This window comes from Streptomyces sp. AV19 (assembly GCF_015999245.1).
Taxonomy (GTDB): Bacteria; Actinomycetota; Actinomycetes; order Streptomycetales; family Streptomycetaceae; genus Streptomyces.
In genome coordinates this window covers 1,322,822-1,349,293 of sequence record NZ_JAEAMR010000007.1, presented here as the reverse complement: position 1 = coordinate 1,349,293, position 26,472 = coordinate 1,322,822, and the positions used below count along the sequence as shown (strand labels likewise).

At 75.7% G+C, this 26,472-nt stretch carries 16 protein-coding genes; 8 read left to right on the top strand and 8 right to left on the bottom strand.

What is annotated here, in order from left to right; translation table 11 throughout:
• Window positions 1-63 precede the first annotated feature (63 nt).
• The 4 genes from I5Q34_RS15760 to I5Q34_RS15745 form a co-directional block, all read right to left on the bottom strand.
• Window positions 64-1,473 (bottom strand): dipeptidase, encoded by a 1,410-nt coding sequence (locus tag I5Q34_RS15760; protein ID WP_199892803.1) that lies wholly within the window; start codon window positions 1,471-1,473, stop codon window positions 64-66.
• Between the two features lie 10 nt (window positions 1,474-1,483).
• Complete coding sequence (locus I5Q34_RS15755; RefSeq protein ID WP_199892802.1) at window positions 1,484-5,362, bottom strand: UvrD-helicase domain-containing protein; 3,879 nt, start codon at window positions 5,360-5,362, stop codon at window positions 1,484-1,486.
• A 494-nt stretch (window positions 5,363-5,856) separates the two neighbouring features.
• Window positions 5,857-9,120 (bottom strand): ATP-dependent DNA helicase, encoded by a 3,264-nt coding sequence (locus I5Q34_RS15750; RefSeq protein WP_277965689.1) that lies wholly within the window; start codon window positions 9,118-9,120, stop codon window positions 5,857-5,859.
• Between the two features lie 237 nt (window positions 9,121-9,357).
• Window positions 9,358-9,765 (bottom strand): MGMT family protein, encoded by a 408-nt coding sequence (locus I5Q34_RS15745; RefSeq protein ID WP_199892981.1) that lies wholly within the window; start codon window positions 9,763-9,765, stop codon window positions 9,358-9,360.
• A 155-nt stretch (window positions 9,766-9,920) separates the two neighbouring features.
• On the opposite strand from I5Q34_RS15745, the gene I5Q34_RS15740 reads away from it, so the two are divergent.
• A complete protein-coding gene (locus I5Q34_RS15740; RefSeq protein ID WP_199892980.1) occupies window positions 9,921-12,632 on the top strand; it encodes a flippase-like domain-containing protein in 2,712 nt (903 codons plus the stop codon).
• Between the two features lie 563 nt (window positions 12,633-13,195).
• Here the strand turns inward: I5Q34_RS15740 and I5Q34_RS15735 are convergent.
• Complete coding sequence (locus tag I5Q34_RS15735) at window positions 13,196-14,647, bottom strand: MFS transporter (RefSeq protein WP_199892800.1); 1,452 nt, start codon at window positions 14,645-14,647, stop codon at window positions 13,196-13,198.
• A gap of 161 nt (window positions 14,648-14,808) precedes the next feature.
• Between I5Q34_RS15735 and I5Q34_RS15730 the strand changes: the two genes are divergently transcribed.
• The 7 genes from I5Q34_RS15730 (at window position 14,809) to I5Q34_RS15700 (ending at window position 22,814) form a co-directional block, all read left to right on the top strand.
• On the top strand, window positions 14,809-15,675 hold the full coding sequence (locus I5Q34_RS15730) for a helix-turn-helix domain-containing protein (RefSeq protein WP_199892799.1): 867 nt from the start codon (window positions 14,809-14,811) through the stop codon (window positions 15,673-15,675).
• A 39-nt stretch (window positions 15,676-15,714) separates the two neighbouring features.
• Window positions 15,715-16,113, top strand: a complete 399-nt coding sequence (locus I5Q34_RS15725; RefSeq protein WP_199892798.1) for a molybdopterin-binding protein — start codon at window positions 15,715-15,717, stop codon at window positions 16,111-16,113.
• On the top strand, window positions 16,113-16,883 hold the full coding sequence (gene modA, locus I5Q34_RS15720; protein ID WP_199892797.1) for a molybdate ABC transporter substrate-binding protein: 771 nt from the start codon (window positions 16,113-16,115) through the stop codon (window positions 16,881-16,883). The genes I5Q34_RS15725 and modA overlap by 1 nt, the downstream gene beginning before the upstream one ends.
• Window positions 16,880-19,207: an ABC transporter permease gene (locus I5Q34_RS15715; RefSeq protein ID WP_199892796.1), complete on the top strand. Its 2,328-nt coding sequence runs from the start codon at window positions 16,880-16,882 to the stop codon at window positions 19,205-19,207. Before modA ends, I5Q34_RS15715 begins: the two co-directional genes overlap by 4 nt.
• Before the next feature lie 118 nt (window positions 19,208-19,325).
• Window positions 19,326-20,855, top strand: a complete 1,530-nt coding sequence (locus I5Q34_RS15710; protein WP_199892795.1) for an alpha/beta hydrolase — start codon at window positions 19,326-19,328, stop codon at window positions 20,853-20,855.
• A 127-nt stretch (window positions 20,856-20,982) separates the two neighbouring features.
• Window positions 20,983-21,252 carry a hypothetical protein gene (locus tag I5Q34_RS15705; RefSeq protein ID WP_199892794.1) on the top strand — a complete coding sequence of 90 codons (270 nt, stop codon included), beginning with the start codon at window positions 20,983-20,985 and terminating at the stop codon, window positions 21,250-21,252.
• Window positions 21,253-21,287: 35 nt separating this feature from the next.
• Window positions 21,288-22,814, top strand: a complete 1,527-nt coding sequence (locus tag I5Q34_RS15700; protein ID WP_199892793.1) for an alpha/beta hydrolase — start codon at window positions 21,288-21,290, stop codon at window positions 22,812-22,814.
• A gap of 717 nt (window positions 22,815-23,531) precedes the next feature.
• Here the strand turns inward: I5Q34_RS15700 and moeZ are convergent.
• The 3 genes from moeZ to I5Q34_RS15685 all read right to left on the bottom strand — a co-directional run bounded on the left by moeZ (window position 23,532) and on the right by I5Q34_RS15685 (window position 26,431).
• Window positions 23,532-24,710: an adenylyltransferase/sulfurtransferase MoeZ gene (moeZ, locus tag I5Q34_RS15695; protein WP_199892792.1), complete on the bottom strand. Its 1,179-nt coding sequence runs from the start codon at window positions 24,708-24,710 to the stop codon at window positions 23,532-23,534.
• 63 nt (window positions 24,711-24,773) lie between these two features.
• Window positions 24,774-25,529, bottom strand: a complete 756-nt coding sequence (locus tag I5Q34_RS15690) for a spherulation-specific family 4 protein (RefSeq protein WP_199892791.1) — start codon at window positions 25,527-25,529, stop codon at window positions 24,774-24,776.
• Entirely contained in the window at window positions 25,517-26,431 is a 915-nt protein-coding gene (locus I5Q34_RS15685) for an NAD(P)-dependent oxidoreductase (RefSeq protein WP_199892790.1), read from the bottom strand. The genes I5Q34_RS15690 and I5Q34_RS15685 overlap by 13 nt, the downstream gene beginning before the upstream one ends.
• Window positions 26,432-26,472: the final 41 nt, after the last annotated feature.

Here is a 26,472-nt window from a genome sequence, read left to right as displayed (position 1 = left end):
TGCTTCCAACTCCCCCTGTGGTGATGGTGGTGGTGCGTCCGGGGCGGGTGCGGTCCGCCCGCGCTACTGCCCGCCCGGGCCCCCGGCGAGGTCGCCCCAGAGGTGGGCCGCGGTCTCCACGCCCTTCATGAGGAGGTCGAGCTCGACCTTCTCGTTCGGCGCGTGCCAGCCGTCCGAGGGCACCGAGATGCCGAGGAACAGCACGGGGGCGCCCAGGACGTCCTGGAGGTCGGCAGCGGGGCCGGAGCCGCCCTCGCGGGTGAAGAGGATCTTCTGTCCGAAGGCGCGGCCCATGGCCCGGGCGACGGACCGGAGCGCGGGGTGGTCCAGCGGCGTCAGGCAGGGGCGGGTGGCCCCGGTGAAGGTGATCTCGTGGCGGACGCCCTCGGGCAGCCGGGCGGCCGTCCACTCCCGCACGGCCTGCTGGATCCGGTCCGTGTCCTGGCCGGCGACCAGGCGGAACGACAGCTTCAGCACGGCCGAGGACGGCACGACCGTCTTGCCGCCGGGGCCCTGGTAGCCGCCGCCCATGCCGTTGACCTCGGCGGTGGGACGGGCCCAGACGCGCTCCAGGGTGGTGAAGCCGGCCTCGCCGAGGGTGGCGTGCGAGTGCGCGGTGCGCTGCCAGCGCTCCTCGTCGAAGGGCAGCTCGGCGAAGAGCTCGCGCTCGCGGTCGGTGAGCTCCACGATGCCGTCGTAGAAGCCGGGGATCGCCACGCGGCGGTCCTCGTCGTGCAGCGCGGCGACCAGCCGGGCGGCCTCGGTGGCCGGGTTGGGCACGGCGCCCCCGAAGGAGCCGGAGTGGATGTCCTGGTCCGGCCCGTACAGGTCGATCTGGCACTCGACCAGGCCGCGCATGCCGGTGCAGACCGTCGGGGTGTCCTCGGACCACATGCCGGTGTCGGAGACGATCACGCTGTCGCAGGCGAGGCGGTCGGCGTGCGCGCGGAGCAGGGCCGGGAAGTTCGGCGAGCCGAACTCCTCCTCGCCCTCGACGATCAGCTTGAGATTGACGGCGGGGGCCGTCCGGCCGGTGGCCGCCAGGTGCGCGCGGACGCCGAGCGTGTGGAAGAACACCTGGCCCTTGTCGTCGGCGGCGCCGCGACCGTAGAGCCGGCCGTCCTTGACGACGGGCTCGAACGGGTCGGTGTGCCAGCCGTCCTCGCGGGCGGCCGGCTGGACGTCGTGGTGGCCGTAGACCAGGACCGTGGGGGCGCCGTCGTCCCCGGAGGGCCACTCCGCGAAGACCGCGGGGGCGCCGTCGCCGCCGTCCGTCTCCCAGACCTCGACGGTCGGGAAGCCCGTCTCCTCAAGCTTCCCCGCCAGCCAGTCGGCGCTGCGGCGGACATCGGCGGCGAGGCCGGGGTCGGCCGAGACGGAGGGGATGCGCAGCCACTCCGCGAGGTCGTCGAGGAAGGCGGCGCGGTGCTGCTCGATGTACGCGCGGACGGCACTGTCCGGGGTGTGGCTCATGACATCGAGCCTATCCGGACACGCGCGGTGACCGGGACCGGGTTTCCTGCTCCGGCTTCTCGTGCGCTGTCTCCTCCTGCTCTGTCTGCTGCTGCGCTGTCCGCTGCTGCTCTGTCCGCTCCTGGCCGAGCAGGATCCGTTCGAGCCCGGCGCGGTCCGGCAGGTCCGGCGGGCGGACGACCGTGCCGTCGCGTACGTGGACGAACGCGGCGGTCACCCGGGACGGCGGGATGCCCCGGCGTTCGGCCCAGGCCAGGCGGTAGATCGCCAGCTGGAGGGGGTCGGCCGCGTTCCGGGTGCGGCCGGTCTTCCAGTCGACGATCTCGTAGCGCTCGGCACCGGACGTGCCGTCGTCCGTGCGGTAGACCGCGTCGATCCGGCCGCGGATCAGGCGGCCGGCGAGGGTGATCTGGAAGGGGGCCTCGGCGCGGTGGGGGGTGCGGTGGGCGTACGGGGTGCGTTCGAAGGCGGCCTTGAGGGCGGCGAGGTCGTGGTCGTCGGTGATTCCGTCGTCGATCCCGTCGTCCTCGTCGTCGCCGGACGGGTCGACGAGGTCGTCGAATCCCGGCAGGGGGAGCTCCTCGAAGGTCTCGAAGCGGGTCTCCAGCCAGGCGTGGAAGCGGGTGCCGCGGCGCGCGGCGGGGCGCGGGCGGCTCGGCATCGGGCGGGCGAGCTCGGCCGCGAACGCGTCGGGGTCGGCGGCGAGGCGGACCAGCTGCGTGGCGGTCAGTGTCGGCGGGACGGGCACGTCGCGGACGGCGGCGCGGGTGCGGCGGAGCTCGCCGGCGAGGGCTTCCAGGTCGCGGTCCCAGGAGGCGGTGAGGCGGGATTCCTCCGGGGTGAGCTGTTCTTCTTCGGGGGCGGGTGCGGAGCGGGGGGTGGAGGGGGGTTGCCCCAGTCCCTCCCCCAGAGGGGGCACCCCCATTTCACCGTTTCCCGGGGCGAGCCCCGGGCCCCGGGGCTCCTCGGGGCTGTGCCCCTCGGCCGCCTGCGCGGTGTCGCGCTGCGGTGCATGGCTGCGGCTCCCCAGCGGGCCGCCCGGGGCATCGGTCGACGCCTCATCGGCGTACGGTGCGCCGCCGGCGCGCCCGGGCGCCGGGCTGTTGCCCGGCAGCGACTCGGCGGCGCCGAGGGTGGGTGCGTCCGGCGCATCGGCTGCACCGGATGCGGCCAGCAGTCGCCCTACCGGATCACCGGTGGCTCCGGGCAGGGGCGCATCGGGGCCGGGGGCATCGGACCCGTCGGCCGGCGTGGGACGCGTCGGGCGGGTGCCGGGCAGGGCGTCCCAGTCCGCCAGGGCGGCCCGGGCCTCCTCTGCGTCGTACGCGTCGTACGGCTCGTCGTCCTCCGGTGGCGGGGGCCAGTCCGGGTCGTGGGCCGGTTCCGGAACCGGGGACGGGCCCGGGGGGCGGGCCAGGTGGGCGCGGACCGCGTCCGCGGCGGCGCGGCGGCGGACGAGGGACGCCTCGTCCAGCGGCAGCGGCCAGGCGAGGTCGGTCTCGTGCTCCGCCAGGGCCGGGTTCGTCGCGCCCTCCTCCGGCGCGTCCGCCCACGCCTCGATCTCGCCGTGGCCCGCCTCGCAGTGCTCGCGCAGGGCGTGCAGGAAGGCCGACGGCCCCCGGGGGCGCTTCTGCTCCGGGCCCCACCAGTGGCCGGAGCCCAGCAGCAAGGAGCGGGGGCGGGTGAAGGTGACGTAACCGAGGCGGAGCTCCTCGACGGCCTGGTGCTCCTTCATCGCCGTTTTGAAGACGGTCAGCCCCTTGGCGTCCCAGGACGTGACGTCGGGGAGGGTGTCCGCGTCGCCGCGCAGGGCGTGCGGCAGGACGTGGGCCTGGGCCGTCCACGCGTCGCGCGGCTGCTCGCCGGGGAACGTCCTCGCGACGAGGCCGGGGACGGCGACGACGTCCCACTCCAGGCCCTTCGACTTGTGCGCGGTGAGGACCTTGACCGTGTCCTCCGCGCCGGGCAGCGAGCTGTCGAGGCCCTTCTCGTACTGCACGGCCGTGCGCAGGAAGCCCAGGAAGGCGGAGACCCCGGCGTCCCCGTCCAGGCCGGCGAAGCCCGCGGCGATGTCGAGGAACTGGTTGAGCGTCTCCCGGCGGCGGGCCGCCAGCGCGTGCGGGGAGGCGGAGAGCTCGACGTCCAGGCCGGTGGTGGCGAGGACGCGGTGCAGGACGTCCATCAGCGGATCGGCCAGGCAGCGCCGCAGCTCGCGCAGCTCCGTGGCGAGGCGGGCGAAGCGGACGCGGGCGTCGGCGGAGAACGGCAGGCCGTCGTCCGGCGCGTCCCCGGCGGTGAGGAAGGTGTCGAGCGCGTCGGCGAGGGAGATCACCTCGGCCGGGTCGCGGCCCTCGACGGCCTCGGCGAGCCGCCGCTCCGGGTCGGTGCCGGCGCTGCCGTACGGGACGAGGGTGCGCGCGCGGCGGCCGAGGAGCGCCAGGTCGCGGGCGCCGATGCGCCAGCGCGGGCCGGTCAGCAGGCGGACGAGCGCGGCGTTGGCCGTGGGGTCCTGGAGGACTTCGCAGACGGCGACGAGGTCGGCGATCTCCGGCAGGTGCAGCAGCCCGGAGAGGCCGACGACCTCGACCGGGACGTCCCGCTCGACGAGCGCGCCCTGGATCCGGGCGAAGTCGGCGGCGGTGCGGCACAGGACGGCGACGTCGCCGGGCCGGGTGCCGGTGCGGATCCGGTGGGCGAGGGAGTCGGCGAGCCAGGCCAGCTCCTCGGCCTGGGTGGGCAGCAGGGCGCAGCGCACCAGCCCGTCGTGCTCGGCGCCGGGCGCGGGGCGCAGCGCCTCGACGCCCTCGTGGCGCTCGCGCAGCGGCGCGGCCAGGCCGTTGGCGAGGCGGAGGAGGCGGCCGCCGCTGCGGCGGTTCTCGCCGAGGGAGTGGCGGGCGGCGGGGCGGCCGTCGGCGTGCGGGAAGTGGCGCGGGAAGTCGTCCAGGTTGGCGACGGAGGCGCCGCGCCAGCCGTAGATGGCCTGGCAGGGGTCGCCGACGGCGGTCACCGCGTGGCCCGTGCCGGACCCGAACAGGCCGGCGAGCAGGAGGCGTTGGGCGACGGAGGTGTCCTGGTACTCGTCGAGAAGGACGACCTCGAACTGCTCGCGCAGGATCCGGCCGACCTCGGGGCGGGTGCGGGCCAGGTCGGCGGAGAGGGCTATCTGGTCGCCGAAGTCGAGGAGGTCGCGGCGGCGCTTCTCCTCGCGGTACGCCTCGACGAGGCCGGTCAGCTCGTGGCGGGCGCGGGCGGTCTCGGGGGCCTTGCGCAGGTCGGCGTTGGTGAGCCGGGCGCCGTCGAGGGCGGCGAGCAGCTCCTCGTCGTGGGCCCGCAGGGCGGCGGGCTCCACGAGGTGCTCGGCGAGCTCGCCGTCGAGGGCGAGGAGGTCGGCGACGAGGTCGGCGAAGGGGCGGGTGAGCGCGGGGTGCGGGCCCGGGGAGGAGCGCAGGACGCGGGCGGCGAGCTGGAAGCGGGTGGCGTCGGCGAGGAGGCGGGCGGTGGGCTCCAGGCCTATGCGCAGGCCGTGCTCCTTGAGGAGCCGGCCGGCGAAGGCGTGGTACGTGGAGATCTGCGGCTCGCCCGGGCCCTCCTCGTCGGTGGCCTCGCCGGCGGTGATACCGGCGCGGGCGAGGGCCTTGCGGACGCGCTCGGCGAGCTCGCCGGCGGCCTTGTTGGTGAAGGTGAGGCCGAGGACGCGCTCGGGTGCGACCTGGCCGGTGCCGACCAGCCAGACGACGCGGGCGGCCATCACCGTGGTCTTGCCGGAGCCGGCGCCGGCGACGATGACCTGCGGGGCGGGCGGGGCGGTGATGCAGGCCGTCTGCTCCGGGGTGAAGGGAATGCCGAGCAGGTCCTTGAGCTGCTCGGGGTCCGTGAGGCGCGGCGTCATGTCCCTCACGGTAACGGGGCCCACTGACAGTGGGGGGCGGGTGGTTTTCTCCCCGCCCCGCCCTTTCACCGTTTCCCGGGGCGGAGCCCCGGACCCGGGCGCGGCTCCGCCGCTCGTCCTCAAGCTCCCCGGAGGGGGCAACCCCCAGACGAGCTGAAGTGCGCGCCCAGGCCGGATATCCGGTGCGGGCGCGAAATCCAGCCCGTCCGGGGGTTGCCCCCTCCGGGGAGCTTGAGGACAACCGCGCGCAGCGCGGTTCCAGGGGCCCAGGGGGCGAAGTCCCCGGTCAACGCGGCGAAGCCGCGTTGTGGCGCCCCGGGGGCAGCCCCCGCCTCCGCACGGCGGAGCCGAGCCCGGCCCCGGGGCGGAGCCCCGGCGGGGGTGCAGGGGGCGAAGCCCCCGCCACCGCCCGGAGGGCGGTCCGGGACCGCCCGGAGCCCGGAAGAAACCGTGAAATGGGGGTGCCCCCTCTGGGGGGAGGGCCCGGGGCACCCTCACTCCACCACCTGCCGCCCCTCCGGCCGCGCCGAGCACGACGTGCGGAAGGCGCAGTGCGTGCAGTGCCGGCCGGGGCGAGGGGCGAAGCGTTCGTCCAGGACTCGGCCCGCCGCCGTGGCCAGGAGTTCGCCGACCCAGCCGTCGCCGGAGTCCTCCGGGGACTCCTGCGCCTGGACCTTCGGCAGCGCGTCCCCGCCGTCCCGCTTGGCCGCGCCCTGCCGCAGCTGCACCAGTTCCGCGCCGCCGGAGCGCGGCCGTTCGCCGTCGAACAGGTCGTCCACCGCGCCCTGGCCGATCGCCAGCTGGTAGACGGCGAGCTGCGGGTGGCGGGCGACCTCGGCGGCGCTCGGGGCGCTCCTGCCGGTCTTGAAGTCGACCACGTACGCCCGGCCCGCCGGGTCCTTCTCCACGCGGTCCATGGAGCCGCGCACCCGCACCAGGTACTGCTCCGCCTTCAGCGTGACGTCGAAGGGGTGCTCACCGGCCACCACCGCGCGGCCGCGCTCCAGGACGTGCCAGCGCAGGAAGCGCTCCAGGGCGGCCCGCGCGTTCTCCTTCTCCTGGCGGGACTTCCAGGGCGCGTCGAAGGCGAGCGCGTCCCAGACGGTGTCCAGGCGCTCCATCAGGACGGCGAGGTCGGCCGGGGTGCGGCCGGAGGCGACGTCGTCGGCGAGGACGTGCACGACGTTGCCGAAGCCCTGGGCGGGTCCGGCCGGGGCCTCCGCCCGCACCTCGCGGCCCAGGAACCACTGGAGGGAGCAGGTGTCGGCGAGCTGGCCGAGCGCGGAGCCGGAGAGCGCCACCGGGCGGTCGCGGTCGCGCAGCGGCACCTCGCTGTGCGTCGGCTCGTACAGTCCCCACCAGCGGTCGGGGTCGGCGGCGGGGACGAGCGGCCGGTCCTCCTCGTCGCGCAGCGCGGCGAGCCGGGCGAGCCGGCCGGCGGCGGCGGCCCGCAGCGCGGGGGACGCGGCCGGGTCCACGGTGGTGGCCCGCAGCTCGGCGACGAGCGCGGCGACCGCGAGCGGGCGGCGGGGGCGCTGCGTGACGTCCACCGGCTCGACGCCGAGCTCGGCGAGGAACCGGGACGGCTGGTCGCCGTCCTCCGCCGCCGCCTTGACGGCCGTGACGACCAGGCGCTCCCGGGCGCGGGTGGCGGCCACGTAGAACAGCCGCCGCTCCTCGGCCAGCAGGGCGCCGGGCGGCAGCGGTTCGGCGAGGCCGTCGCGGCCGATCCGGTCCGCCTCCAGCAGCGAGCCGCGGCGGCGCAGGTCGGGCCAGAGGCCCTCCTGGACGCCGGCGACGACGACGAGCCGCCACTCCAGGCCCTTGGCGCGGTGGGCGGTCATCAGCCGGACGGCGTCCGGGCGCACCGGGCGGCGGGTGAGGGTGTCGGCGGCGATGTCCTGGGCCTCCAGCTCGTCCAGGAAGTTGAGCACGTCCCGGCCGCCGACGCGTTCCTCGGCGCGGGCCGCGGTCTCGAACAGGGCGCACACCGCGTCCAGGTCGCGGTCCGCGTTGCGCCCGGCCGCCCCGCCGCGGTGCGCGGCGCGGCGCAGCCGATCGGGCCAGGGCGTGCCGTCCCACAGCGTCCACAGGGCGTCCTCGGCGGTGCCGCCGGCCGCCAGCCGCTCGCGGGCGGTGCGCAGCAGCGCACCCAGGCGCTGGGCGCCCCTGGCGTACGCCGGGTCGTGCGCGACCAGGCGCTCGGGCTCGGCGAGCGCCTCGGCGACGAGCACGTCCGAGGGGCGGGGGACGGCCCGTCCGGCGAGCCGTTCCTCCTCGCGCAGGGCGCGGCCGAGCCGGCGCAGGTCGGTGCCGTCCATGCCGCCGAGCGGCGAGGTGAGCAGGGCGAGGGCGGTCCCGGGGGCGGGGGCCGCGGTGACCGCGGGGGTTCCGGCGTCGGCCTCGGCGTCCCCGGGCACCGCGCCCGAGCCTCCCGCCGCCACCTGCTCCGCGACCACCCGCAGCGCCGTCAGCAGCGGCGCCACCGCCGGCTCGTGGCGCAGCGGGACGTCGTCGCCGTCGACCTCCACCGGCACGCCCGCCGAGGTCAGGGCGCGGCGCAGCACCGGCAGGGAGCGGGAGCCGGCGCGGACCAGGACGGCCATGGCGCCCCAGGGGACGCCGTCCTCCAGGTGGGCGCGGCGCAGGACGTCGGCGATGTTGTCGGTCTCGGCGCCGGGGGTCGGGTAGGTGTACGCCTCGACCCGGCCGCCGGGACGGTCGGCGGTCAGCTCGCGGTGGGCGCGGACGGCGGCGGCCGGGAGGCGGGTGAGCGGCATCCGGGCGGTGAGCAGCCGGGTGGCGGCCAGCAGCGCGGCGCCGGAGCGGCGCGAGGTGGTCAGCACGCGCACCGGGGCCGGCGTGCCGTCGCGGCGCGGGAAGGCGTGCGGGAAGTCGAGGATGCCGCCCACGTCCGCGCCGCGGAAGGCGTAGATGGACTGGTCGGGGTCGCCGAAGGCGATCAGCGCGCGGCCCCCGCCCGCCAGCGCGCGCAGCAGCCGCCCCTGGGCGGCGTCGGTGTCCTGGTACTCGTCCACGAACACCGCGTCGTAGCGCGCGGCCAGGTCCGCCCCGACCTCGGGCCGCTCGGCGAGCAGGACGGCGCGGTGCACCAGCTCCGCGTAGTCGAGCACGCCGCGGGCGTCGAGGACGTCGAGGTACTCGGCGAGGAAGGCGGCCGCGGCCGCCCAGTCGCCGCGCCGGGTGCGCTCCGCGAAGGCGGCCAGCTCGTCCGGCCCCAGGCCCAGTTCGCGGCTGCGGGCGAGGACGGCGCGCACCTCGTCGGCGAACCCGCGGGTGGTCAGGCACGCGCGCAGCTCGTCCGGCCAGCGCACCGCCCCGCGTCCCTCGCGCTCCAGCTCGGTCTGGCCGGCGAGCAGGTCGCGCACGGTGACGTCCTGCTCGGGGCCGGAGAGCAGCCGCGGCGGCTCGCCGAAGAGCTCCGCGTCGCGGTGCGCGCGGACCAGGGCGTGGCAGTACGAGTGGAAGGTGGTCGCCCGCGGGGCGCGCGCGCCGCCGAGCCGGGCCGCCATGCGGTCGCGGAGCTCGACGGCGGCCTTGCGGCTGAAGGTGAGGACCAGGACGCGCTCGGGGTCGGCGCCCCGCCGCACCCGTTCGGCGACGCTCTCGACGAGCGTGGTGGTCTTGCCCGTCCCGGGCCCGGCGAGCACCAGCAGCGGACCGTGCCCGTGCTCAACCACCGCGCGCTGCGCCGCGTCCAGCCGTGCGGGGACCACGGGACCCGGCGGGGTGCGCACCAGGCGGTACGCGCCGGCGCCGTCCCGGAGGGTCCGCCGGTGCTCCGGGCGGTCCGGGCGCGACGAGCCGGAGGGCGGGTGGGATCTCACGTGGGCTGCCGGTCCTGGTCGGTGACGGGGGCGGTCGGGACGGTCCCCGACGCTACGCCAGGAGGCGGGTGGTGCGCAGATCGTCCCGGGAGTCGTCCCGGGCGTTCGGGCACCTCATCCGTTCGGGTGGCCCGGATGCGCCGGGGATCAGGTGTCGCGTCTCACACCGCCGGTCGCGCCGTCGGCCGCACCGCCGGTCCCGTCGGTGACGCCGTCCCACCGTGCCCGCGTCATCGCGATGCGGGGCACGTGCCCTCCGGCGGCGCGCCCCGCCTCCCGCAGCGGCGTGCCCTCGTCCCGGTAGTGCGCGAGGGCGCGCAGCTCGTGGCCGGGGAGCAGGACGCCGTCGGCGCGGACGACGCGCCACCACGGGACGGCTCCGCCGTAGAGGGCCATGACCCGGCCCACCTGCCGGGGTCCTCCCTCGCCCAGCCACTCGGCGACGTCGCCGTAGGTCATCACGCGGCCCGGCGGGATCGTCTCGGCGACGGCCAGGACCCGCTCGGCGTACTCGGGCAGTGCGTCGGGCAGTGCTTCGTCGGTCACCCGGTCCATACTGCCCGGCGCCGGCGGGGCGGGACCGGCCGGGATCACCCGGAGTGCGGCACCGGACCACAGGGCGTACGATCCGTTGTCCGCGCCCCCGAAATGCACCCTGATACACCCTTGCCCGGCCGGGCCATGCCACCATCTTCCGGGCGGTGACTCTGGTGATACGAGAACGAGAAGACCAGGAAGAGACGGACGACGAGGGCGCGGGGCCTCCCGAGGAGGCGCGCGCCCCCCGAGCGCTGCCCGGGAAGGGCGAGGTGCAGCCCCCCGAGACGAGGAACGGCGAGGTCCACATCGACAAGGTCTCCGGCGACGAGCCGCTGCTGCCGGCCCGCGTCCACCGCCCCGCCGACCTGGTGCGCATGCTGCTGGGGATCGTCGGCATCGCCCTCGTCCTCGCCCTCGCGGCGTTCGCCCACGGCACCACGACCGGGCTGGAGGCGGACGTCAAGGAGAGCGCGGGCCGCGCGCCGGCCACGCTGGCGAACCTCGCCGGGCTCACCGCCAACATCGCGATCTTCATCGTGCCTGTGGCCTTCGCCGTCGAGCGGCTGATCAAACGGGACGGACTGCGCATCGCGGACGGCGTCCTGGCCGCCGTCCTCGCGCACGGCGTCTCGCTGGGCGCCGCACTGTGGGTCGCCGACGCGGCCCCCGAGACCATCCGGGACGCGCTCACCAGGCAGTACCCCACCGGCACCGGCGTCACCGACCCCGTCCACGGCTACCTCGCCCCGGTCATCGCCTACATGACGGCCGTCGGCATGTCCCGGCGGCCGCGCTGGCGGGTCGCGATGTGGGCGGTGCTGCTGCTGGACGCCTTCGCGGTGCTGGTCAACGGCTACTCGACGCCGTTCTCGATCGTCATCACCGTGCTCATCGGCTGGACGGTGGCCTACGGCACGCTCTACGCCGTCGGCTCCCCCAACGTCCGCCCCACCGGCCAGCACCTGCTGCACGGCCTGCGCCGCGTCGGCTTCCGGCCGGTGAGCGCCCTGCGCACCGAGGACCCGGCGGGCGACACCGAGCCGCACGACCGGGGCCGCCGCTACGTCGTCACCCTGGAGGAGGGCCCGCCGCTCGACGTCACCGTCGTCGACCGCGAGCAGCAGGCGCAGGGCTTCTTCTACCGCGTCTACCAGCGGCTGGCGCTGCGCGTCACCCAGCGGCGCAGTCTCCAGTCGCTGCGCCAGGCCCTCGAACAGGAGGCGCTGCTCGCCTACGCGGCCATCGCCGCCGGCGCCAACGCGCCCAAGCTGATCGCCACCTCCGAGCTCGGCCCGGACGCCGTGATGCTGGTGTACGAGCACATCGGCGGGCGCCGGCTCGACACCATCCCGGACGAGGAGCTCACCGACGAGCTGCTGGCCAGCGCCTTCCGGCAGGTCAAGGCCCTCCAGTCGCGGCGCATCGCCCACCGCCGCCTGGACAGCGACTCGCTCCTGGTGGATCGTTCCGGCAACGTCGTCCTGACCGACCTGCGCGGCGGCGAGATCGCGGCCGGCGACATCGTCCTGCGGATGGACATCGCGCAGTTGCTCACCACCCTCGGCCTGCGGGTCGGCGCCGAGCGCGTGGTGGCCTCGGCGGTCTCCGTCCTCGGCCCGGACGCGGTCGCCGACAGCCTGCCGCTGCTCCAGCCGATGGCCCTGACCCGCGCGAACCGGGCCACCCTGCGCCGGCTCGCGCGCGAGCGCTCCCAGCGCGAACGCGAGGCCGTGCTGGAGGCGTCCCGGATCGCCAAGGAGGAGCGGGCCCGCGAGCGGGCGGAGAAGGGCTCGGGGCCGGCCGACGACCGCAAGGCGCTCAAGGCCGAGCGGAAGGCGGAGAAGCAGGCCCTGGACGACGCGGCCGAGGAGGCCCGCGAGGAGGACCTGCTCGCCCAGATCCGCCGTCAGGTCCTGCTGATCCGGCCGCAGGCGCCGATAGAGCCGGTCCGGCTGGAGCGCATCCGGCCGCGCACGCTGATCAGCTCGATCGCGGGCGCGATCGCCGCCTACTTCCTGCTCTCGCAGCTCTCGCACGTGCAGTTCGGGAACATCGTCGAGCAGGCCAACTGGGGCTGGGTGGCGGCCGCCGCGGCCTTCTCCGCCCTGAGCTACTTCGCGGCGGCCATGCGGCTGCTGGGCTTCGTCCCGGAGAAGGTGCCCTTCCTGCGGACGGTGATGGCGCAGGTCGCGGGGTCCTTCGTGAAGCTGGTCGCCCCGGCGGCGGTCGGCGGCGTGGCACTGAACTCCCGCTTCCTGCAGCGGGCCGGGATCCGGCCGGGGCTCGCGGTGGCCAGCGTCGGCGCCTCCGAACTCATCGGCCTGGGCGCCCACATCGTGCTGCTGCTGACCTTCGGCTACATCACCGGCACCGAGCGGACGTCGTCCCCGCTGCCGCCGTCCCGCACGATCATCGGCGGGCTGCTGACGGCGGCGGTGCTGGTGCTGGTGGTCACCGCGATCCCGTTCCTGCGCAAGTTCGTCTCGACGCGGGTGCGGTCGCTGTTCGCGGGCGTGGTGCCGCGCATGCTGGACCTCCTCCAGCGGCCGCGGAAGCTGGTCAGCGGCATCGGCGGCATGCTGCTGCTGACCGCCGCGTTCGTGATGTGCCTCGACACCTCGATCCGGGCCTTCGGCGGGGACATGAGCTACGCGAGCGTCGCGGTGATCTTCCTCGCGGGCAACGCGCTGGGCTCGGCCGCGCCGACGCCGGGCGGCGTGGGCGCGGTCGAGGGCGTCCTCATCGGCGCCCTGACCCTGGCGGGCCTCCCCGCGGACCAGGCGACCCCGGCGGTGCTGCTGTACCGGCTGCTGACGTTCTGGCTGCCGGTGCTGCCGGGCTGGCTGTGCTTCAACCAGCTGACGCGGAAGGGTGCGATTTAAGGGGGGCGTTGGGGGCGGGCGCTGCGGCAGGCACTGCGGCGGCCGGCTCGGCGGGGCCTCCGCGGGCCCGGGGCCCACACGCCATGTGGGGCTCCCGCGTCTCTCGGGCTTCCGCACTTCGCAGGTGTCCCGCGGGAGCGGGGGCGCAGGGGGACCGTGGACTGGATGCCGACCCGGCCGAGCAGGTGTCCCGCGGGGACGGGGCGCAGGCCGGCCCGCCCGGAACCTCTCCGCAGCCCGCGGAGGTGTCCTGCGGGAGCGGGGGCACGGGAGGCAGCCCCCGGAAGGGGGTGCAGGGGGCGGAGCCCCCGCCTTCGCGTGGCGGAGCCGCGCTCGGGGCCGGGGCTTGCCCCGGGAAACGGTGAAAGGGCGGGGCGGGGAGAAAACCCCTTCGACGCGGACGTCCCGCCGCACCGCGAGAGGCACCTCGCCCGCCTCGCCGGAGGGCCAGGACCGCCGGGGCCGCCGGGGCCGGAAGGGCCGCCGAGGCCGGAAGGCCAGGACCGCCGGAACGGGCACCGACCCGGCCCGGCCGGAGGCGCGGACCCTGACCCGCCGGGGCCCTAACGACCCACCCCGCGCCGCTCCCCCGCGAACACCCACACCGTCAGCCCCGTCGTCACGCACAGCGCCACCCCCGCCGCGACCAGACTCGTACGCAACCCCGGCAGCGAGAACCCCTCCCCGCCGTCCGCCACCAGCACGCCGAACACCGCCACGGACAGCGCCCCGCCCGTTTGGCGCACCGCGTTGAACAGGCCCGAGACCGTACCGGCCTGGTGCGCGGGGACGGCGTCCATCAGCAGCGCGGTGAGCGCGGGAACGATCAGCGCGCCGCCCACCCCCATGGGGATGAGGAGCAGCACCACCTGCCACACCGGAGTGCCGTCCCCCAGCGGCAGCAGCGTGAACATCGCCAGCGACAGCACCGCCTGCCCCGCCAGGATCACCGGGCGGCGGCCCAACCGCTCGGCCAGGCGCGGCGAGAGGAGGTTCGCCCCGGTGATCACTGCGGACAGGGGGACGAACATCAGGCCCGCCGCCGTACCCGACATGCCTCGCAGTTGCTGGTAGTAGAGGCCCAGCAGGAACACCACGCCGTAGAAGCCGGCGTTCGCGGCGAAGCCGATCACCAGGGGCAGGGCGACGCCACGCCGCCGGAACATGCCCAGCGGCACCATGGGTTGGGGGTGGCGCCGCTCGGTGACGACGAACGCGAGTCCGGCGACGACCGCGACGGCCGCCGCCCCGGCCACCGCCGGCGAGGTCCAGCCCGCGTGCCCGCCCTCGATGACCGCGAAGGTGAGGCCGGCCAGGGCGAGGACGGCGGTCAGCTGCCCCGCCGGGTCGAGCGCCCGGGGCCGGCGCGGGGACGGCGCGGTGCGGGTCAGCAGCGCCAGGACCACCGCGCCTACGGGGATGTTGAGCAGGAAGACGGCCCGCCAGCCGACCGAGTCGACGAGCAGGCCGCCCAGCACCGGCCCCGCGGCCAGGGACACCGAACCGCCCACCGTCCACAGCGCGATGGCGCGCGCCCGGCGGGCCGGGTCCTCGTACGCCTGCCGGATCAGCGCCAGCGAGGCGGGCATCACGACGGCGGCCGCCCCGCCCTGGGCGATGCGCGCCCCGATCAGCCATCCGATGCCCGGCGCGAGGGCGCAGCCGAGGGAAGCGAGGGTGAACAGCGCGACGCCCACGGTGTAGGCGCGCCGGGCGCCCGCACGGTCGGCGAGCGCCCCCGCGGAGAGCATCAGCGCCGCGAACATCAGCGTGTAGGCGTCAATGACCCACTGGAGCCCGGCCATTCCGCCGTGGAGGGACGAACGGATCGTGGGCAGCGCGATGGTGACGGCGGTGACGTCGATGGTGATGACGGTGAAGCCCAGGAGCGAGACGATCAGCGCGGCGGAGGGGGGCGGGGGCGGCGACCCGGCGCGGCGGCCTGCCGGGGGCGCGGCCGCCGGTACCGGGCGCGGGGCGGTGACAGACGGTATGTCCGGGTCGTCCGACGGCATGGACACTCCTTCTCGGTCGTGGAGGCGGGAAACGGGGCGCGGTCGGCCCTCAGTCTGGGCAAGCCCCCCGGAGCGGCGGCAGGGCGCGCGCTTCCCGGGTGCGCCGTTCCTGGCCCTGGCACGGCCTCTCACGCGGGAACCCCACGGGACACAATGTCCGGATGGCACACGGCACCGAGCTGGGCAGATACCTGCGGGCGCGGCGGGCGTTGATCACCCCCGGGGAGGTGGGCCTGCCCGCCGGCGCGGGGCTCCGGCGCACTCCCGGGCTGCGCCGCGAGGAGCTCGCGGCGCTCGCCGGGGTGAGCGTGGACTACTACACCCGCCTCGAACGCGGCCGCGAGACGAACCCCTCGGCGGCCGTGCTCGACTCCCTCGCCCGAGCGCTGCGCCTGCACGGCGACGCCCACGAGCGCCTCCACGACCTGGCCGAACTGGCCTCGGGGCGGCTCCCCGGGCCGAGTCGCACCGACGGGGACACGGTGCGCCCGTCCGTCCTGCGCGTCCTGGAGGCGGTGCGCCCGCTGCCCGCCTACGTGGTCAGCCGGCACAGCGACATGCTCGCCGCCAACCCGGCGGGGCGGCGCCTGCTGCCCGGCCTGTGGGACTGGCCGCCGGAGCAGCGCAATATGACGCGTTACCTGTTCCTGCACCCCGTGGGCCGCACCCTCTACCGGCCCTGGGAGGAGACCGTCGCCAAGTCGGTGGCCCACCTGCGGGCCGTCGGCGGCCTGGACCCGGACTCGCCGCGGCTGACCGCCCTGGTCGGTGAACTCGTGCTCAAATCACCGGAGTTCGCGCGACTGTGGAATCGGTACGACGTGAAGGAGCGGGTCGGCGGGACCAAGCCCTTCGCGCATCCGAAGCTCGGCGACATGACGCTCACCTACGAGGTCATGCTGCTGGCCCGGACGGGCGGCCAACGGCTCGTCGTGTACTCGGCCCCGGAGGGCGGCCCGGACGAGGCGGCGATGCTCCGGCTGGACCCGGCGGGGGCCCGGCGGATACCAGGCGGGCAGCGCACCTGACCTTGCATATGCGAGCCCCCTCCCCCTAACGTGCCGCGCATGCGGTCCTACACCATCGGCCGGGCGGCCCGGCTCCTCGGCGTCAGCCCCGACACCGTCCGCCGCTGGGCGGACGCCGGGCGGATCCCCACCACGCGGGACGAGCACGGCAAGCGGCTGATCGACGGCACCGACCTCGCGGCCTTCTCCGTCGCGCTCGCCGCCGAGGCCGCCGAGGACGGGGACGAGCCCCGCACCAGCGCCCGCAACGCCTTCCCCGGGATCATCACCGCGGTGAAGCTCGGCGACGTCGCCGCCCAGGTGGAGGTGCAGGCCGGGCCGCACCGCCTGGTCTCGCTGCTGACGCGGGAGGCCGTGGAGGAACTCGGGCTGGCCGTCGGCAGGGAGGCCGTGGCCCGCGTGAAGGCCACCAACGTCCACATCGACCTGGAGAACTGATGCGCCGCCGCCGCACGTCCGCCCGTTCCGCCGCCCTCGCCGCGCTGCTGCTCCTGCCCCTGGCCACCGCCTGCGGCGGCGGTTCCACGGACGAGGGCAAGGGCGGCACGACGCTGACGGTGCTGGCCGCCGCCTCCCTCACCGACGTCTTCCGGCGGGCCGGGGACGCGTACGAGAAGGAACACCCCGGTACGACCGTGAAGTTCTCCTTCGCCGGTTCGCAGGAACTGGCCGCGCAGGTGCGCCAGGGCGTGCCGGCGGACGCGCTGGTGACGGCCGACACGAAGACGATGGACGGCCTCGCGCAGGAGACCGGCGAGCCCGTCGTCGTCGCGCGCAACCGGCTCACCATCGCGACCGCGCCCGGCAACCCCAAGCACCTCACGTCCCTCTCCGACCTCGCGAGGAGCGGCCTGAAGGTCGTCCTCGCCGCGCCCGAGGTGCCCGTCGGCCGCTACGGCAAGCAGGTCCTCGACCGGCAGCACGTCACGGTGAAGCCGGTCTCCCAGGAGCCGAACGTACGGGCCGTGCTGAGCAAGGTCTCCCTCGGGGAGGCCGACGCCGGCCTGGTCTACGTCACGGACGCCGCCGCGGCCAAGGACAAGGTGGGCACGGTCGCCGTGCCGGACGCGCAGAACGCCGTCGCCGCGTACCCCGCCGCCACGCTCAAGGACTCCCGGCACGCCGGGGAGGCGGCCGAGTTCGTGAAGTGGCTGCGCGGCGACAAGGCGCGCGGGCTGCTCGCCGCGGCCGGCTTCCAGAAGCCGTGAGACGCGTCCGGCCGCCGCTGGCGCTGGTCGCGCCGGCCGTCCTCGCGGTGGTGTTCCTGCTGCTGCCGCTGGCGGGCGTGCTGGCGCGCACCCCCTGGTCCACGCTCCCCTCGCGCATCGTCTCCCCCGAGGTCGGCGGCGCCCTGATGCTCTCCCTCACCGTCTCCGGCTGGGCCCTGCTCGTCTCGCTCGTCCTGGGCGTGCCGCTGGCCTGGCTGCTGGCCCGGGCCGACTTCCCCGGCAAGGCGTTCGTGCGCTGTCTGGTGATGCTGCCGATGGTGCTGCCGCCGACGGTCGCGGGGGTGGCGCTGCTCCAGGGATACGGGCGGCGGGGCCTGGCCGGCGGTCCGCTGGAGGAGTGGACGGGCGTCACGCTGCCGTTCTCGACGGCGGGCGCGGTCGTGGCGTCCGCCTTCGTGGCGATGCCGTTCCTGGTGATCAGCCTGGAGGGGGCGCTGGCCGGGCTGCACCCGCGCTACGAGGAGACCGCGATGTCGCTGGGCGCGTCCCCGCTGCGCGTCTTCCGCACGATCACCGTGCCGATGGTCGCCCCGGGCCTGCTCGCCGGGGCGGCGCTGTGCTGGGCGCGGGCGCTGGGCGAGTTCGGCGCGACGATCACCTTCGCCGGCAACCTCCCCGGCGTCACCCAGACCCTGCCGCTCCAGGTCTACCTCCTGCTCCAGGACGACCCGGAGGGCGCGACGGCGGTGTCGCTGCTGCTGCTCGTCATCGCGACGGCGGTGCTGCTGGCGCTGCGGGGGCGGTGGCTGGGGGCGGGGGGCCACGCGGCCGGCCGGGGTGGCCGGGGGCGGGGCGGGCGCCTCGGGGTACGGCGGCCGGACGCCGACGTCCCGCCGTGGCCGACGGGCTCGGGCGCCGGGCCGGACGCCCAGGTTCCGGGCCCGGCAGGCACCGGCGCGCGGGCGCCGGGACCCGGTCTTCCGTACGCCGGGCGCACGGGCACCGACGGACCGTCCAACGGCGTTCCGCTGCCCCGGGCGCACACGGCACCGGGCCGTACGTCCACCGCACCGGCGAGTCCGGACCGCCCGGTCACCGACGCCGAGGACCCGCGAACAGGGCTCCCGGAGCCCGGCCTCCCGCGGAGCGGACTCTCCGGTACGGGCACCCGGCCGGACGTCGACGCCGCGTACCCCGCAGCCCCGCGAACGCAGAAACCGAAGCCCGGCCCCCCGCAGGACGGGCCTCCCACCGTCCGCGCCCGCCCCGGTACCGACCCCGACCCGCGCGACCGGTACCCCCTCCGCGCCACCGTCACCGGCGCCGTCGACCTCGTCCTCGACGTGCCCGCCGGCACCACCGTCGCCGTCGTCGGGCCCAACGGGGCCGGGAAGACGACCCTGTTGCGCGCCCTCCTCGGGATCACCCCGCGGGCCGTCGCGCGCCCCCTGGCCCTGGGCGACGGGGACATCGCCCACGTCCCCGCGCACCGGCGGCGGATCGCCTGGGTGCCGCAGGACGGGGCGCTCTTCCCGCATCTGACGGCGGTGGCGAACGCCGCGTACGGGCTGCGGGCCCAGGGCGTCCCCCGGGCCGAGGCGCTGCGCGCGGCCCGGGCGCACCTGGACGAGCTGGGGGTCGGGCACCTGGCCCGGCGCCGGCCGGAGGGGCTCAGCGGCGGGCAGGCCCAGCGCGTGGCCCTGGCGCGCGCCCTGGCCGCGCGCCCGCAACTGCTGCTGCTGGACGAGCCGTTGGCCGCGCTCGACCAGTCGGCGAAGGCGTCGGTGCGGCAGGCCCTGCGCCGCCGGCTCGCCGGCTTCCGGGGCGTCTGCCTGCTGGTGACGCACGACCCGGTGGAGGCGGTCTCGCTGGCGGACCGGGTGCTGGTGCTCGAGGACGGCGCGGCCGTGCAGTACGCGGCGCCCGCCGAGCTGGCCGGGCGCCCCCGCTCGCCGTGGGTCGCGCGGATGCTCGGGCGCAACGCCTGGCCGGGCACGCCGGTCGCGGAGGGCGCCCTGCTGCTCGACGGCGGCGCGCGGCTGGCCGCCGCGGAGCCGCTGCCGGAGGGGACGCGGGCCGCGCTGGCCGTGGCGGGCCCGGAGGCGGTCGCGCTGCACCCGGCCCGCCCGGACGGCGACGCGGACAACGCCTGGCCCGGCACCGTCCGCGAGATCACCGCGCAGGGCGGCCGGCTGCGGGTGCGGGTGGCCGGCGGCGGCCCGGAGGCCGTGGCCGAGCTGACCCCCGCCGCGGTGGCCGGACTGGGCCTGGCGGAAGGCGTCCCGGTGTGGGTGAGCGTGCCGCCGAAGGAGGTCACGCTCGTCCCCACCGGCGGCTCCCCGTACCCCCCGGACGGCGTTTGACGCACCCGGCGGCCCACGGGCCCCACGTCCACCCGTACGCCCCGCACTGCGCGCGCGCCCCGCTCCCCCGACCGGAGGATGAGGGCGTTCCTCCCCTCTTCGAACCCCGGGAGCCGCGGTGTCCAGATCCGTACGGGCGGGGTGCCTGTTCGCCGCCGGGCTGCTCGCGGTCGTGGGCTGCACGGGAGACGGCGGGGGCACCGCCGCGCAGGGCGCCCCGGCCTCCCCGAAACCCTCGGCCGGGGCCGCCGACTCGCTGCGCTGGTCGTCCTGCCCGGCGCCCAGCACCGCGGAGGGCGCCCCGGCCCGGCGCCCCGGCGACGAGTGGGAGTGCGCCACGCTGCGCGCGCCCCTGGACTACGCGAAGCCGGACCGCGGCACGATCGACATCGCGATGATCCGGGCGAAGGCCACCGACCAGGCGCACCGCATCGGTTCGCTCGTCTTCAACTTCGGCGGCCCGGGCGGCTCCGGCGTGGCCACCCTCCCGGCCTTCGCCGACGACTACCGGGACCTGCGCAAGCGCTACGACCTGGTGAGCTTCGACCCGCGCGGCGTGGGCCGCAGCTCCGGGGTGACCTGCCTGGACGACAAGGAGCTGGACTCCTACTACGCGGCCGGGGCGACCCCGCGCACCACCGACGAGCAGAAGGCCCTGATCGGCCGGGTGGAGAAGTACGCGCAGGGCTGCGGGAAGCGCTCCGGCAGGGTGCTGCCGTACGTGGGGACGGCCGACGCGGCGCGGGACATGGACCTGATGCGGCAGGCGCTCGGCGACGACAGGCTCCACTACTTCGGCGTCTCCTACGGCACCGAACTGGGCGGCGTGTACGCCCATTTGTTCCCCCGGCGGGTGGGCCGGGCCCTCTTCGACGCGGTCGTGGACCCCACCGCCGACCCCGAGGAGGGCGCCCTCGGCCAGGCCCGCGGCTTCGAGCTCGCGCTGGGCAACTACCTGACGGCGTGCGCCGCGACGCGCGACAACTGCCCGACCGAACAGCAGATCGTCGCCCTGCTGGACCGGCTCGGCAAGAACCCGGTCCCCGGCGGCGAGGGCCGGATGCTGACCCAGTCGCTGGCCACCACGGGCATCGCCCAGTCGCTGTACTCCAAGGACTTCTGGGACTACCTCACCGAGGGCCTGGAGGACGCCGAGAACGGGGACGGGAAGATCCTCATGGCGCTGGGCGACGCCATGAACGGCCGCGGCCAGGACGGGCGTTACAGCTCGCTCCAGGCGTCCCTGACCGCCATCAGCTGCGCGGACTTCGCCCAGCGCTACACCGCCGAACAGATCGCGGAAAAGGTGCCCGCGTTCCGCAAGGCGTCCCCGGTGTTCGGCGACTTCATGGCGTGGAGCCTCACCCAGTGCACCGGCTGGCCCGTCAAGGGCGCCTGGCAGCGGCCGGACGTCGGCGCCAAGGGGGCGGCACCCGTCCTGGTCGTCGGCAACACCGGTGATCCCGCCACCCCTTACGAGGGAGCGCGCAGGATGGCGCAGGCGCTGGGCGAGGGCGTCGGAATCGAGATGACGTACCGGGGACAGGGGCACGGCGCGTACGACAGCGGAAATCCCTGCGTCAAGAAGGTGGTTGACGCCTATCTGCTGAACGGTACTGTGCCGGGGCGCGGCACAGTGTGCTCATAGCACCCGCAGCACATCGCATCGTACGGCGAATTCGGCTCTCTCGAATGTCAGTGGCCCGCACTACGATCGCCCGCACATGGTCCCGCGCACACGGTCCCGCCCCTGCGGACGAGAAGGAGGGGGTGTCATGCCCGACGAGCCGTCGCCGACGGAGCCGGGCGGCCACGCGCGCCGGCTCACCGGCGCCCTGGCCGTCACGGCCCTGGTGGCCGCGCTGGTCGCGCTCTGGCAGACCCAGTCGGCCCCGCTGGTCGGCCCGGAGGACACTCCGGCGCCCCCGGCCCCGGGGCCTCCGTTGACGACCCCGGCGTCGTCGGGCACCCGGTCCCCGGGCCCCACGGGGTACGTCACCGGCACCACCGACCGGCCATTGCGGGCGATACCTGCCGGATCGTGACGCACGGTGTCCGACCCCGGCCGTAGAGTCGGTGCATGAGTCCACCTCGGCCGAGGGCCCTCGCCCTCGCAAGCGCCGCGCTCGCGCTCGTCCTCGCCGCAGGCTGCGGCCCGGGCGGCGGGGGCGGCGGGCGCGACGACGTCAGCGGCAAGTCCGGGAGCCGCGCCGGCTCCCGGATCGACTGGAAGCCGTGCGCCGCCCCCACGGTCGCCCAGGGCGGCGGCAAGGCACCCGGCAAGGACTGGGAGTGCGCATCCCTGCCCGTCCCCCTGGACTACGCGCGGCCGGACGGGAAGACCATCGGCCTCGCACTGATCCGCGCCCGGGCGACGGACGAGAAGCACCGCCTGGGGTCACTGGTCTTCAACTTCGGCGGCCCGGGCGGCTCCGGCGTGTCGACGCTGCCCTCGTTCGGCAAGAGCTACGCCGATCTGCGCAAGCGCTACGACCTGGTGAGCTTCGACCCGCGCGGGGTCGGCGAGAGCGCCGGCGTGCGCTGCCTGACCGACAAGGAGCTGGACGCCGCCGACCGCGTCGACGCCACCCCGGACGACGACACCGAGGTCACGGCGGCCGTCGAGCTCGACCGCCGCTACGCCCGGGCCTGCGGGAAGAACGCGGGCCAGGTCCTGGCCCACGTCGACACCCTCAGCGCCGCCCGCGACATGGACCGGCTGCGGGCCGCCCTCGGCGAGGACCGGCTGCGCTACTTCGGCATCTCCTACGGCACCGAACTGGGCGCCGTCTACGCCCACTTGTTCCCCGCCAAGGTGGGACGGGCCGTCCTCGACGCCGTCGTCGACCCCCGGCAGGATCCGGCGCAGGGCGCCCTGGCCCAGGCCAAGGGCTTCCAGCTCGCCCTCGACGACTACCTGAAGGACTGCGGCGCCGACTGCCCCGCGCAGAGCCGGATCACGGCCCTGCTCAAGCGGCTCGACTCGAAGCCGCTGCCCACCGCCCTGGGCCGCCCCCTCTCCCAGGACCAGGCGGTGAACGGCATCGCCGCCGCGCTCTACTCCAAGGACACCTGGAAGTACCTGACCGCCGGCCTCCGCGAGGCGACGGCCAAGGGCACCGGCACCACCCTGCTGCTCCTCTCCGACTCCCTCGCGGGCCGCGACCCCGAGGGCCGCTACAGCAACCTCCAGGCCGCGAACCGCGCCATCAGCTGCGCGGACGCGGAGCAGCGCTACGCGCCGGCCGAGGTGAAGGCCCTGCTGCCCCAATTCCGCTCCGCCTCACCGGTGTTCGGCGAGTCGGCGGCCTGGGCACTGCTCCAGTGCACGGACTGGCCCGTCAAGGGCAAGTGGAAGACCCCCGAGTCGTCGGTCTCGGCGAAGGGCTCCGCGCCGATCCTGGTCGTCGGCAACACGGGTGATCCGGCGACGCCTTACGAGGGGGCGCGGCGCATGGCCGAGGCCCTGGGCCCGGCGGCCGTCGAGGTGACGTACAAGGGGGAGGGCCACGGCGCGTACAACAGCGGCAACGCGTGTATGAAGGCGCTGGTGGACGGCTATTTGCTGGAGGGGAGGGTGCCGGCGCGGGGGGCGACGTGCTCGTAGCCTGTCCCCCACCCCGCCCTTTCACCGTTCCTTCCGGGGCAGGCCCCGGGGCCCGGCACCGCGCTCCGCGCGGTGAGCGGGGGCTGCGCCCCCTGCACCCCGCCCCGGGGCTCCGCCCCCCGGCCCCCGCAAAGCGGCTTCGCCGCTTTGTCCTCGAACTCCCCGGAGGGGGCAACCCCCGGACAGGCTGGATTCGGGGCCCGCCCGGACCCCGCAACGCGGCTGCGCCGCGTTCGTCCTCAAGCGCCGGACGGGCTGGATTGGTGCACCCGCGCTGATTGGTACGCCAGGGCTGAATCGCGCGCCAGGGCTGAATGGCGCGCCCGCCCAGATCTTCAGCCTGGGGTGCGCAATCCAGCCCGTCCGGCGCTTGAGGACAGCGCCCGGAGGGCGCTTCGGGGGGCCAGGGACGGAGCCCCGGCAGGGGGCCAGGGGGCGCAGCCCCCACACCAGGGGCCAAGGGCCAAGCCCCATACCGGGGTCCAAGGGGCGGAGCCAGGCGCACACGGTCATCAAGGAGATGAAGCCGCCCCACACCGGGGTCCAGGGGACGGAGCCCCCGGCGGGATGCAGGGGCGGAGCCCCGCCCACCCACCCGCGCGGCGCGCGGGCCCGGCGCGCCTCCGCGCCCTCAACGCCCCCGCGCAGCGGGGTTCCGAAGGGGCGCAGCCCCTGCGGAAACGGTGAAAGGGCGGGGGTGGGGCCCAACCCCCCGGACTAATACACCGGCTTGTGCGGCTCCACCTGGTTCACCCAGCCGATCACACCGCCCTGGACGTGCACCGCGTCCGCGAAGCCCGCCGACTTCAGCACGGCCAGCACCTCCGCGGAACGAACCCCCGTCTTGCAATGCAGGACGATCTTCTTGTCCTGCGGGAGGTCCTGCAGGGCACTGCCCATCAGGAACTCGTTCTTGGGGATCAGCCGAGCGCCCGGGATGGAGACGATCTCGTACTCGTTCGGCTCGCGGACGTCGATGACGTCGATGTTCTCGCCCTCGTCCAGCCACTCCTTGAGCTGCTTGGGAGTGATCGTCGAGCCGACGGCCGCCTCCCGCGCCTCGTCGGAGACGACGCCGCAGAACGCCTCGTAGTCGATGAGCTCCGTCACCGACGGGTTCGCGCCGCAGACCGCGCAGTCGGGGTCCTTGCGGACCTTGACCTGCCGGTACGTCATCTCCAGGGCGTCGTAGATCATCAGCCGTCCGACCAGCGGATCACCCACCCCCGCCAGCAGCTTGATCGCCTCCGTGACCTGGATGGATCCGACCGAGGCGCACAGCACGCCCAGGACGCCGCCCTCGGCGCAGGACGGGACCATGCCCGGCGGCGGGGGCTCGGGGTACAGGCAGCGGTAGCAGGGGCCGTGCTCGCTCCAGAAGACGGACGCCTGGCCGTCGAAGCGGTAGATCGAGCCCCAGACGTAGGGCTTGTCGAGGAGCACGCACGCGTCGTTGACGAGGTAACGGGTCGCGAAGTTGTCGGTGCCGTCGACGATCAGGTCGTACTGGGAGAAGATCTCCTTGACGTTCTCCGCCTCCAGGCGCTCCTGGTGGAGGACGACGTTCACGTACGGGTTGATGCCGAGCACGGAATCGCGCGCGGACTCGGCCTTGGAGCGGCCGATGTCCGACTGGCTGTGGATGATCTGCCGCTGGAGGTTGGACTCGTCGACCTCGTCGAACTCCACGATGCCCAGCGTGCCCACGCCGGCCGCGGCGAGGTACATCAGGGCGGGCGAGCCGAGGCCGCCGGCGCCGACGCACAGCACCTTGGCGTTCTTGAGCCGCTTCTGCCCGTCCATCCCGACGTCCGGGATGATCAGGTGGCGGGAGTACCTGCGAACCTCGTCGACGGTGAGCTCGGCGGCCGGCTCGACCAGGGGTGGCAGCGACACGGGGTCTCCGTAGGTCGGAAGAAGGGTGCGGTCTTCAATTCCGTAACACTGCCACGCCCCGGCTCATTCCGAGACACCAGGTCCGATGTTCGAGATGAACTCGTCCCAGTAGCCGGGCATGGACTCCCAGGGGTCCAGGCCGTCGCGGTCGGTGCGGTCGGTCATGTAGACCGTGCCCGCGCCCTGCCGGCGGGCGATCCACAGGGCCTCCCGCAGGTGGTCGCGGGGGACGCTGTGCACGAGGTGGCAGAAGCGGCCGGGGGCGTGGTCGGCGGTCCAGTCGGCCGGGCGGGACCAGCGGTAGCGGTTCCACGGGCCGGTGAAGGTCACCAACTGGTCGGCGAGCGCGGCGTATCCGGGGACGGGGTGGCTGCCGTGCGCCAGGACGAGGTACGCCCGCTCGCACAGGGTGCGCAGCGCGCCGGTCACCCGGCGGACGTCGGCGAGCGCGCCGCTGTCGGCGGGGCAGCGGGCCAGGGCGAAGCCGTCGACCTTGTACCAGTTGAGGAAGCGCTGGGCGTCCGAGAGGAGTTCACCGAAGGGCCGGGACCCGTACCCGGCGTCGAGATGGCCCAGCACCCGGACGCCCACGTTCCGCAAGGGGGCGGCGGCGGCCGCGTAGTACGGGTCGGGGCGGCTGCCCGGGCCGCCGGACGCGCCGCCGAGCACGGCCCACTCCAGCGGGAGCCCGGCCCGGCAGAGCCGGCCCCACTCCACGGGGGCGACGAGGGGGTGGGCGAAGCCGGGGATCCCCAGCCGCAGCGGAGCCTTCCCGGCCGGGACCGGCCGCCGGTTCCCCGAGGAGATCAGATGCGACACGCGGCCTCCATCCAGATGTCCGCCAGCGACTCCTCCAGCCCGATCCGGGGCCGCCAGCCGAGCCGGTCGCGCGCGGTGCGCACGTCGGCCTGCTGCCAGCCGCCGCAGCCGTCCGGGTAGGGGTAGGCGGGGGCGGCGCCCAGGTGCGGGTCGTCCAGCTCGTGCAGCGCGCCCCCGAAGCCGGCTACGCGGGCGAGCAGGGAGGCGGCCTCGCGCAGCCGGACGGCGCGGCCGGTGCCGATGTTGACGGCACCCTGGGCGGCGGACAGGGAGGCGGCGTGCACGGCCCGGGCGATGTCGCGGACGTCCACGAAGTCGCGCTGCACGCCGAGGCCGGTGAGTTTGAGCTCGTTGTCCCCGTTCTGCATGGCGCGCCGCATGGCCTCGGCGAGGCGGCCCAGCGGGGAGCCGGCGGGGGTGCCGGGGCCGACGGGCGAGAAGACCCGCAGCACGATGGCGTCGAGCCCGGAGCCCAGCACCAGTTCGGTGGCGGCGAGTTTGCTGACGCCGTACGGGCCGCCGGGGCGCGGCACGGCGTCCTCGGCGGTGGACGAGCCGGGCTGCGAGGGCCCGTACTCCGAGGAGCACCCCAGCTGCACCAGGCGGGCGCCGCAGCCGCTGCGGCGCAGGGACTCGCAGACGGTGGCCACGGCGACGGTGTTGTGCCGGGCGAGGTCGCGGGCCCCGCCGCGGGTGGCGCCCGCGCAGTTGATGACGACGCCGGGGTGGACGGCGTTCAGGAACCGGGTGAGCGCGCCGGGGCTGCCGGTGGCCAGGTCGAAGCGGACGTCCGCGTCGTCGCCGCGGCCCAGGGCGGTGAGCTGGACGGCGGGGTCGGCGAGCAGCCGGTCGGCCACGAAGCGGCCGAGGTAGCCGTTGGCGCCGAGCAACAGGACCCTCATCGGTCGCGTCCTCGCTCTCGCCCGGTGGTGCCGGTGGGGTG

Coding starts and splice junctions, on each gene's coding strand:
- I5Q34_RS15760 (WP_199892803.1), bottom strand. CDS start 1,473: ATGAGCCACACCCCGGACAGTGCCGTCCGCGCGTACATCGAGCAGCAC.
- I5Q34_RS15755 (WP_199892802.1), bottom strand. CDS start 5,362: ATGACGCCGCGCCTCACGGACCCCGAGCAGCTCAAGGACCTGCTCGGC.
- I5Q34_RS15745 (WP_199892981.1), bottom strand. CDS start 9,765: ATGGACCGGGTGACCGACGAAGCACTGCCCGACGCACTGCCCGAGTAC.
- I5Q34_RS15735 (WP_199892800.1), bottom strand. CDS start 14,647: ATGCCGTCGGACGACCCGGACATACCGTCTGTCACCGCCCCGCGCCCG.
- I5Q34_RS15730 (WP_199892799.1), top strand. CDS start 14,809: ATGGCACACGGCACCGAGCTGGGCAGATACCTGCGGGCGCGGCGGGCG.
- I5Q34_RS15725 (WP_199892798.1), top strand. CDS start 15,715: ATGCGGTCCTACACCATCGGCCGGGCGGCCCGGCTCCTCGGCGTCAGC.
- modA (WP_199892797.1), top strand. CDS start 16,113: ATGCGCCGCCGCCGCACGTCCGCCCGTTCCGCCGCCCTCGCCGCGCTG.
- I5Q34_RS15705 (WP_199892794.1), top strand. CDS start 20,983: ATGCCCGACGAGCCGTCGCCGACGGAGCCGGGCGGCCACGCGCGCCGG.
- I5Q34_RS15700 (WP_199892793.1), top strand. CDS start 21,288: ATGAGTCCACCTCGGCCGAGGGCCCTCGCCCTCGCAAGCGCCGCGCTC.
- I5Q34_RS15685 (WP_199892790.1), bottom strand. CDS start 26,431: ATGAGGGTCCTGTTGCTCGGCGCCAACGGCTACCTCGGCCGCTTCGTG.